The following is a 6,530-nucleotide window of genomic DNA, read 5'->3' as shown; positions in this document are numbered from 1 at the left end:
GCCCTGTCCCGCGCCCTCGCCCGACACGGCGTCCGCCCGGCCCTGCTGGCCCTGCTCGAAACCTCCGGCGCGGCACCGCTCGCCGGGCCGCCCGACTCCGCGCGGCCCGCGTCGAGCGGCTCGGCGAGATCGGCCTCGAGCGATCCGGCGTCGAGCGATTCGACGGGGTCGGTGTCGGTCGGCGCGGCGGAAATGCTGGCGGGCAGGCAGGATTCGACCGACGCCACGGACGGCGAACTGGTGTTGTTGCTGGTGACGGCGACGTTCGAGACCGGGCTGGTGGAGTATTCGACCGGGCATCTGCTGGCGACGCTGGCGCTCGAGATAGCGCGGCGCACCGAAGATCCCGAATTGCTGTGCACGGCCATCAACGCGGTCACCTACCTGGCCTTCGACTACGGCAAGGAGTTCGCGGAGCTGGTGGCTGAACTGGAGGCGGTGGCTACCGCCGCCGGATTGGCCGAGTATCGCGCGCTCGCACACTATCTGGGCTATCGGGCGGCGGTGGCGCGGGCCGATCTGCGCGAGGCCGGGCGACGGGTGGCGGCGGCGGTGGAGTTCGCCGACGAGGGACAGTTGCGGCCGCTGCTGGATATGGTCAGCTGCTTCGCGGCGACCATGGAGTTGCTGCGCGGCGATATCGACCGGGCCGACGCCCTGTATTCGCAGTTCACAGCCCGTACCAGGCAATCCGGCGTGGCCAATCACGCGGAATCGGAACTGTTCTGCGCGTTGTCGATCGGCTGGGCGCGCGGGGAACTGGGCACATTGCTGGATCGGCTCGCCCAGGCCCATGCGGCATTGCCCGCCGCGGCCGCGCCCGCCTACACCCTCGCCCTGTTGCAGGCCGGGCAGCGCGAGCGCGCCCGCGCGGTGTACGAGGATTCGGATCCGATTGCGGCGGGCTTCTATCCGGTGCTCATGTCGGCATTCCGGGCAGTGGCTGCCATCGAGCTCGGCGACACGTCAGCAATTGTCGAGCTCTACGAATTCCTGAGCCCGCACGGCGGCACTCTCATCGGCCTGGAAACAGGGCTCACCGAGTTCGGCCCGATGGACTCGATCCTGGCCGGACTGGCGACGGCCCGCGGTGACGCCGACGCGGCCGCGGCGCATCGCGACCGCGCCGAACGCCTGCTGGAAAGGATTCGCGCGGAACTTCCCGACTGCGGCAGCGCGCTGATACGCGCCGCCTGAGCACAACCGGCAACCCTCGGAATCCCAATCGCGCCATTGGCCGGATATGTCAGGAGCCGATGGTCTCGGACCATCGGCTCCCAGCTAATTTCCATGCCCGCGATTTGCGCTGGTTAATTCTTGGCACGCTGGTAAGCGTCGACGATCTCGGCCGGGATACGACCGCGCGACGAAACCTGGTGCCCCTGCGCCCGCGCCCATTCACGGATGGCGGTGCTCTCTTCGCGGTCCACGGCCGGACGGGTACGACCCGCGGCGACCTTGGTGCTGCCCCGCTTGGAACGACCCACCTTGCGGGCCTTCTCGGTCCACGACTCGAGGGACTCCCGCAGCTTACCGGCGTTCTTGTTCGACAGGTCGATCTCGTAGTCGTTCCCGTCGATCGAGAAAAAGACGGTTTCGTCGGCCTTCGATTCGCCGTCGTAGTCGTCAACCAGAGTTACGGTGACTTTCTTCGCCATGGACTGCCCTTCCACGTGTGAGGTGCCGCTATTCGCCGAAATGCTAATGCCGCGGGAAGCAGGATTCAAACCAGGCGCGAATCGAATTCGGCGCGACCAGACTATTCTGCTATTACCGCAGAGACCAGACGGTCTTCAGCACACCCGGAATGCGGCCAAGCGCCACCCGGAACGACCGCGGACAATGCGGGCGGCGAGTGCGAAATGTCGCGTGCCGCGGTCGTAACTCGCGCAGACTTCGGCCTTCCCGGGCTCGGCGATGATCACATCGACCCTGGTGAGCGTCGCGCTCCCGAGTTCGCGACCGGGCAGCCGCCCGGCACTCGCGAGGGTGCGCACCGCGGCCACCACCGACGGCTCGGCCAGCGGACCCAACTGGCCCGGCGAACGGCGGCCGTCGAGCACCTCCATTGCCATCCGCAGCGCCTTGCCCGCGAATTCCCTTGCCGCGGTGTTGCGCTCATCACTATCGGCGGCTTTCACAGCGTGCGAAGAACGCAAAACCCGTTGCAGCCCCACCGAACCCGCCGAACCGGACATCCCATTCCCGGCCAGCCGCGAACGATCCACCCGGTTCCGGCACCGTGTCGGCTCCGGCGGCCGCTCGATCGCCACCGCCCGCTGCGGGCAACCCGCCAGCGGCGGCTCGAACCGCGGTGCGGGCCGCAGGATTCCACCTTCGGACGCCACAGACACTCCCTCGACCCAGAGATTACGAATGCCGCGACAGCGTGGCACGATCGGCGGCTCCGAGGAGGGGCAATAAGAACTCTGCACCCCGGCCTAGCGCAGCAGGGCGAGGCGGCCGAGGTAGTCGGTGGGGAGGTAGAGCAGGGGGCTGGTGGTCCAGGTCTGGCCGGACTGCGGGTCGTACTGATCGGGCATGTCGACGCCTTCGGGAGCGAAGGCCCGGAAACCGTGCTTGGCAGTCGTTTTCGTGGCCCGCCACTGATGATCGCGGAATGCCACGACGGCGGCCGAGTCGGTCGCGACCGAGTCACCGCGTAGCGCGGCCACCTGGGCGGCCACGCCGTCGGTGGAGAGGTAGACGAGGGTGTCGTCCGCCGCGCGCTCCGGATCGATGGAGATCACATCGACCATCCCGTATCGCTGCTTCAGCACCTCGGCGATTTCCGTCTGCGCGTAGACCGGAACCGCCCGATCCCCGCGCGCGGCCACGACAGCCGCCGCCAGCGCCTCGTTCACCGGTCCTGGCTCACCGATCGTGCGTGCCGGATCGACGCCCGCCGGAATCCGATTCCCGAAGCTGTAGGCCACGATCAGCGTCGCCGACTGGGCGGGCGCGGTCGGCACGGTCCAAAGATCCAGCGGCCCTTGCTCGCTCACCAGCGAACCGCCGGGCGCTGACGGACCGACCGGCGAGGCGGAGGCCACGGACCCGAGACCCGATACTGCTCCGAACACCGCCGCACACACGACGGTCACCGCCGCCCGAATCGACCGTACCGGGCTATTTGTCCGCTTCGACCTCATGCCCGCCATGCTAACCAGTCGCATCCACGCGCCGATCAGCCCACGGCCCGCACAGCCTGGCGCTGCCCACTTCGTCATCCCGCCGTGCCGAGGGATTGGGGATGCCCGAGAGGCGGCGGGGCTTACACCCGCTCGAGGGTTTTGGCCGGGGTCACCGGGCGCAACGTCTTGCTCAGGTCGGTGCGCATGACGGTGGCGGTGTCGATGAGGTAGTTCTGGCGGACCTGCCAGGGGTGGCGGTCGCCCTGGTGGGGGAAGTCGCCGATGGAGCGCTGGATGTAGCCGGAGGCCAAGTCCAGCAGGGGGCGTTCGTTGAGAGTGGCTTGGGGTTGGGGGACGACGGCGGAGTAGCCGTTGCGGTCCATGTAGGCGAGGACCTTGCAGACCAGGCGGGAGGTGAGGTCGGCGCGCAGCGTCCAGGAGGCGTTGGTGTAGCCGATGCAGACCGCGAAGTTGGGGACGCCGGAGATCATGGTGCCCTGCCAGACGAACTGGTCGGAGAGTTTCACCGGGACGCCGTCGACCACCAGGTCGATGCCGCCGAAGGCGAGCAGTTGCAGGCCGGTCGCGGTGATCACGACGTCGGCCTCGAGCACCCGGCCCGACTTCAACCGGATGCCTTCGGGCACAAAGGTTTCGATGTGATCGGTGACGACCTCGGCCTGACCCTTGCGCATGGCCTTGAAGAAGTCGGCGTTGGGCACCGCGCACAGGCGCTGATCCCACGGGTTGTAGTCGGGGGTGAAGTGCTCGGCAACCAGGCTCTCGTCCTTGAGGATTCGCGTGGTGAGCCCGGTGAGCAGCTTGCGCGCGGCCTCCGGCCGACGTCGGCAGTACTGGTAGAAGCCGATATTGAACAGGATGTTCTTGGTGCGGATGACCCGGTGCGCGAGATCCGCGGGCAGCAGTTCGCGAATCCGGTCGGCGATCTTGTCGCGCCCGGGCACCGCCGAGATCCAGGTGGGGCTGCGCTGCAACATGGTGACCAACTCGGCCTGCTCGGCCATGGCCGGGACCAGCGTGACCGCGGTCGCGCCGCTACCGATGACCACCACCTTCTTGCCCGCGTAATCCAGGTCCTCGGGCCAGAATTGCGGGTGCACGACGGTCCCGGAGAAGTCCTCGATGCCGGGGAACTCGGGCGAGTGGCCCTGCTCGTAGTTGTAGTAGCCCGAGCACGAGTAAAGGAACCCGCAGGTGAGCGTGCTGCGCTCGACCCCGTCGGCGCTCGTGTGCTCCAACGTCAGCGTCCACCGCGACGCCGCGCTGTCCCATTCCGCGCCAACGACTTTGGTGCCGAAGCGGATGTGCCGGTCGATGCCGTTCTCGGTGGCCGTCTCGGTGATGTAGCGCAGGATGGACGGCCCATCGGCGATGGACTGGGCGTCGCGCCACGGCTTGAACGGGTAGCCGAGGGTGAACATGTCGCTGTCGGAACGGATGCCCGGGTAGCGGAACAGGTCCCAGGTGCCACCGAGCGCGGCGCGCGCCTCGAGGATGGCGTAGCTGCGGCCGGGCTGTTCGGTCTGCAGGCGGTAGGCCGCGCCGATGCCGGAGAGCCCGGCTCCGACGATGACGACATCGAGGTGTTCGGCGGAGGCGGGTGCGTTCATGACTTCCAGTCTGTTGCGCCCGCGACCCAGTTTCTTGACTCTGCGCGACAAGTATTTGATGCTGGACGACATGTCGGTAATCAGGTCGGCGGGCCTGCGTGGTTTCCGCGCCACCGTGGCCGAACTCGGCGGCGATGCCGAGGAGCTGATGACGCTCTGCGGCCTGCCGATCGCCGCCCTCGACACCGACGATCTGCTGGTCCCCGACCAGGCCGTCGGCGCGGTGCTCGAGCTCGCCGCGCATCGGCTCGACTGCCCCGATCTCGGCCTGCGCATGGCCCACCGGCAGGACCTGGACATGCTCGGCCCGCTGGCGCTGGCCATCCGCAACGCGACCAGCCTCGCAGGCGTGCTGGACTGCACCTCGCGCTACCTGTTCGTGCACGCCCGGTCGCTCAGCCTGACCATGGAACCCGACCCGTACGGCGATCGTGGCGTCATCGCGCTGCGCTACGGCGTCACCGCCCCCGGCCTGCCCACCCCGGTCCAGGGCACCGATCTCGGATTGGCCTTCGTGCACAGGACGATTCAGCGGCTCACCGAGGACCGCTACGGGCTGCGCTCGGTGGAACTCCCCTACCGGCCCCCGGCCCCGATCCAGGCGTACGAGGAATTCTTCGGCGCGACAGTGCGAATCGAGCGGCCGGCCGCCGTGCTGCGCGGTCCCAGCAGCCTGGCGCACCGGACCCTCACCGGCGGTGACGAGAACCTGCACCGGCTCGCCATGGCCTTCCTGGCTCAGCAGTCCGGCGGCGCGGCCTCGGCTACCGCCCCGCGGGTGCGCACCACCCTGCAGAAGCTGCTCGGCACCGCCGCCCCCGAAATCGATGCCGTCGCAAGGCTGCTCACCCTGCATCCGCGCACGCTGCAACGCCGGTTGGCGGACGAGGGCACCACCTTCGCGGCGATTCTCGACGAGGTGCGCCGCGCCGAGGCCCGCCGCTACCTGACGACCACGGACATGCCGATGAGCCAGGTGGCCTCGCTCATCGGGCTGTCGGAGCAGTCGGTGTTCACCCGGTGCTGCCAACGCTGGTGGGGTGCTACGCCTACCGCCGTACGGCGCGGCAAAGTGGGCTGAAGCCCTAGTGTTTCACTGGGCGTGTCACGAGTTTTGCTGAGCCCATTGGCAAATCAGGCACGGCGAGTCTCGCGTAACACGCAACCATTTTGCGAGTTGCCGCGTGTCGATCATGGTGATCCGGCGGTCGCACCACCAGGATGTGCTGATGATCGCCGAATGCCCGTCCTGCGCTTGGCCCTCGCCCGCGGCCGTGTCCTCTCATCGCAGCGTGCAGTATCTGCGCTGTGTGTGCGGCCAGTGGCTGATCAGCGTGCACGGGAAGGTGGTCGGCGCGGCCGGGGGCACCACGTTCAGCAGCAACAACGCGGTGGCCGAGATCGTCGGCAGCCGGGACTGACCGGCCGCACCGAATCCACCGGCCCACGCGGGATCAACCGGCCTACGCGGAATCAACCGGCCTACACGAAGATTCGCGCCGACTCGACGCGCAGCCCGGCGGTGAAGTCCAGTTCGGCGATGCCGCGGCCCTGCCGGGTCTCCACCGTCGCGGTGACCGTGCGCCCGGCGGCGATCGGCTTGCTCCAGCGCAGCCCCTTCACCCGGGTGGTGAAGTCCTCCAGCGACATCACGCCGTCGGTGCCCCACTCCAGGCGCGGCACCGGGGCCCCCAGATACGGCACCAACTCCGAAGGCCCCCACGCCGGGATCACGAACATCGGCACCGCCAGCACCGACAGCGTC

General features: G+C 68.5%; 6 protein-coding genes and 2 pseudogenes. 3 read left to right on the top strand and 5 right to left on the bottom strand.

The features are described from left to right. Positions 1-1,197, top strand: a pseudogene (locus ACWELQ_RS34375) (hypothetical protein); the annotation flags it as partial. 113 nt (positions 1,198-1,310) lie between these two features. Here ACWELQ_RS34375 and ACWELQ_RS34370 read toward each other — a convergent pair. The 4 genes from ACWELQ_RS34370 to ACWELQ_RS34355 form a co-directional block, all read right to left on the bottom strand. Beyond that, positions 1,311-1,658, bottom strand: coding sequence for a histone-like nucleoid-structuring protein Lsr2 (locus tag ACWELQ_RS34370; protein ID WP_452401188.1), 348 nt, complete (start codon positions 1,656-1,658; stop codon positions 1,311-1,313). A gap of 135 nt (positions 1,659-1,793) precedes the next feature. Then, positions 1,794-2,348: an Rv3235 family protein gene (locus ACWELQ_RS34365; RefSeq protein WP_452401187.1), complete on the bottom strand. Its 555-nt coding sequence runs from the start codon at positions 2,346-2,348 to the stop codon at positions 1,794-1,796. A 93-nt stretch (positions 2,349-2,441) separates the two neighbouring features. Beyond that, a complete protein-coding gene (locus tag ACWELQ_RS34360) occupies positions 2,442-3,152 on the bottom strand; it encodes a hypothetical protein (protein WP_452401186.1) in 711 nt (236 codons plus the stop codon). Between the two features lie 122 nt (positions 3,153-3,274). After that, positions 3,275-4,765, bottom strand: a complete 1,491-nt coding sequence (locus ACWELQ_RS34355; RefSeq protein ID WP_452401185.1) for a flavin-containing monooxygenase — start codon at positions 4,763-4,765, stop codon at positions 3,275-3,277. Between ACWELQ_RS34355 and ACWELQ_RS34350 the strand changes: the two genes are divergently transcribed. Both ACWELQ_RS34350 and ACWELQ_RS34345 read left to right on the top strand, forming a co-directional pair. Continuing rightward, positions 4,764-5,846, top strand: a complete 1,083-nt coding sequence (locus ACWELQ_RS34350; protein ID WP_452401184.1) for an AraC family transcriptional regulator — start codon at positions 4,764-4,766, stop codon at positions 5,844-5,846. The genes ACWELQ_RS34355 and ACWELQ_RS34350 overlap by 2 nt on opposite strands. A gap of 112 nt (positions 5,847-5,958) precedes the next feature. Further along, positions 5,959-6,186, top strand: a complete 228-nt coding sequence (locus tag ACWELQ_RS34345; RefSeq protein ID WP_452401189.1) for a hypothetical protein — start codon at positions 5,959-5,961, stop codon at positions 6,184-6,186. Between the two features lie 61 nt (positions 6,187-6,247). Here ACWELQ_RS34345 and ACWELQ_RS34340 read toward each other — a convergent pair. Then, positions 6,248-6,530 (bottom strand): annotated as a pseudogene (locus ACWELQ_RS34340) (hypothetical protein); the annotation flags it as partial.

It is taken from the genome of Nocardia sp. NPDC004722, from assembly GCF_053601505.1.
The sequence above is the reverse complement of the archived record's forward strand: the minus strand, read 5'-3'. Positions and strand labels throughout refer to the sequence as shown.